This is a genomic window from Martelella sp. (assembly GCF_984369615.1).
The window spans coordinates 1-2539 of sequence record NZ_CFHTCS010000496.1; the positions used below are offsets into that span (position 1 = coordinate 1).

The following is a 2539-nucleotide window of genomic DNA, read 5'->3' on the forward strand; positions in this document are numbered from 1 at the left end:
GGTTCTGCACGGCATAGCCAATGCCCATGGCCGGCAGCAGCAGCGAGGCGGTGGAAAGCGTGGTCCACAGCCTGCCGCCGAAGATCGGCACCATGAAGGAATAAAAGATCCTGAGTGTCGCGCCCGAAAGCCCCGGCAGCGCGGCCAGCCAGAAGAGCTGAGCATCGGTGAAATCGAAGCCGATCGCGGGAAGCCGCGCGACGACGACCGACCAGACCATCCAGACCGAAAAGGCCAGAAGCAGCGCGGGAATGGAGATCCACAGATTGCGCTTGGCGATCTTGCGTCCGGTCTGTTCCCAGAAGGTTGCGTCTTCCGGGTTCCATTCGGTGAGCGTCGCGGCGGATGTCTTCGGCGTCATGCCCTCGAATTCCGGCAGTTCCGGCAGGGTGTCGTCACCCGCCCGGTTGCGGCGCTCCATCTGACGGATGGAAAGATGCATCCAGGTCAGGGCGACCAACACCAGCAGGAACAGGAAGGCGAAGCAGGTGGTGTAGACCCCGGTCAGATCCAGGAGCGTGCCGAAGACGATCGGCAGAACGAAGCCGCCGAGACCGCCGATCATCCCGACGAGACCGCCGACCGAGCCGACATTGTCGGGATAATAGACCGGGATATGCTTGTAGACCGCCGCCTTGCCGAGGCTCATGAAGAAACCGAGACAGAAGATCATCAGCACGAAGGCGCCGAAGCTCATCGCGGTCGAGAAGATGATGTCGCCGCCCTTGGCATGGATCGTGTAGCTGGTCGGCGGGTAGGACAGCATGAACAGCAGAAGCAGCGCAAAGCCGAAGGTCCAGTACATCACCGAGCGCGCGCCGAACCGGTCGGCGAGATGCCCGCCATAGGCGCGGAACAGGCTGGCCGAGAGCGAGAAGGCGGCCGCCGCCATGCCCGCGGTGCGGATATCGACGCCGTAGACATCGACGAGGTAATGCGGCAGCCACAGCGCCAGCGCGACGAAGGCGCCGAAGACGAAGAAATAGTAGAGCGAGAAGCGCCAGACCTGCAGGTTCTTCAGCGGCGCGAGCTGGGCCGCGACCGTGGTCGCCTTCGCGCCGGAGAGGCGGCGGGCCTCGAACACCGGATCATGTTTGGAAAACACGAAGAAGATGACGGCGATGGCGGCAAGCGCGAAGGCCCAGACATTGGCCACCGCCTGCCAGCCGAAGGCCACCATGACGAAAGGCGCGCCGAATTTCGTCACCGCCGCGCCGACATTGCCGGCGCCGAAAATGCCGAGCGCGGTGCCCTGCTTTTCCGGCGGATACCAGTGCGAGACATAGGTGACGCCAACCGCAAAGGAGCCGCCGGCAAGGCCGACGCCAAGGGCGGCGAGCAGAAACAGCGGATAGGTCGTGGCGCTGGTCAGGAGAAAGGTCGCCGCGGCGGCCAGCAGCATCTGCAACGGAAACACCAGCCGCCCGCCATACTGCTCGGTCCAGATGCCGAGCATCAGCCGCGTCAGCGAGCCGGTGAGAACCGGCGTTGCCACCAGAATGCCGAACTGGGTTTCGGAGAGGCCGAGTTCACTTTTGATCTCGACCCCGATGATGGCGAAGATCGTCCAGACCGCGAAACAGACCGTGAAGGCCACAGTGCTGAGACCGAGCGCCCGGCGCTGATCGCTTCGCGAAACACCGTCAACTGCAGACATGAAATGCCCCCTAAGGCTCGAGCGGAAGGCCGCTCATTGGAAACTGTGCCTGAGAGCTAGAAGGCTTTGTAGCCCTGCGAAGTTGACCTAAGTCAAGGTTGACGGGTGGCGCGGAACAAACAAGAATTGCATGTGAAATTGCCTCCCTGTGCAGACATCATCGTCAAACCAGGCTGTTGCGGATGCCGGGTGATGCTGCTAAATTTATCAATTGAAGATACGAAAAAAATCAAGGCAAAGTGATGCGGTCATCCGATTTGCCCCAGGTGCGGGCGCTCGGCCTGTTCAACAGCATGGGCGAGGAGAACTTCGAGGCGCTTATGCAGGCGGCCTATCTCCAGACCTTTCCGCCGCAGCTCGATCTGGTGCATGAGGGCGATCCGGCTGATTTCCTCTATGTCGTGATCGAAGGCTGCGTCGAGCTTTACGCGAATGCCAACCGCCGCGAGGCGACGATGGCGATGGTGCATCCGATCAGCGCCTTCATCCTGGCCGCCGTCTTGAAGGATGCGGTCTATCTGATGTCGGCACGCACGCGGGCGCGCTCGAAAATCCTTCTGATCCCCTCGGAAAACGTCCGCTCGATCTTCGAGCTCGATGACGCCTTCGCAAGGGCCATGGTGCTGGAAATGGCCGGCAGCTATCGCTACGTCATCAAGGAGCACAAGGGGCTCAAACTGCGCAGTTCCGTCGAACGGTTGGCGAACACGCTGCTGCGCCAGGACCATGAATTCGGCAATGGCACCGGCACATTCGACCTGCCCTATGACAAGCGCACGCTCGCCTCGCTGCTCGGCATGACGCCGGAAAACCTGTCACGCGCCTTCAACACGCTGAAGCCCTACGGCGTCGAGGTCGACGGAACGTCGATCCGGCTTACCG

The 2539-nt window shown here is 61.8% G+C and carries 2 protein-coding genes; one reads left to right on the forward strand and one right to left on the reverse strand.

The features are described 5' to 3' along the window. Positions 1-1657: MFS transporter (locus AC5DC2_RS22790; protein ID WP_491700140.1), on the reverse strand; the 1657-nt coding region annotated here is incomplete at its 3' end. A gap of 242 nt (positions 1658-1899) precedes the next feature. Between AC5DC2_RS22790 and AC5DC2_RS22795 the strand changes: the two genes are divergently transcribed. Further along, positions 1900-2539: cyclic nucleotide-binding domain-containing protein (locus AC5DC2_RS22795; RefSeq protein WP_491700141.1), on the forward strand; the 640-nt coding region annotated here is incomplete at its 3' end.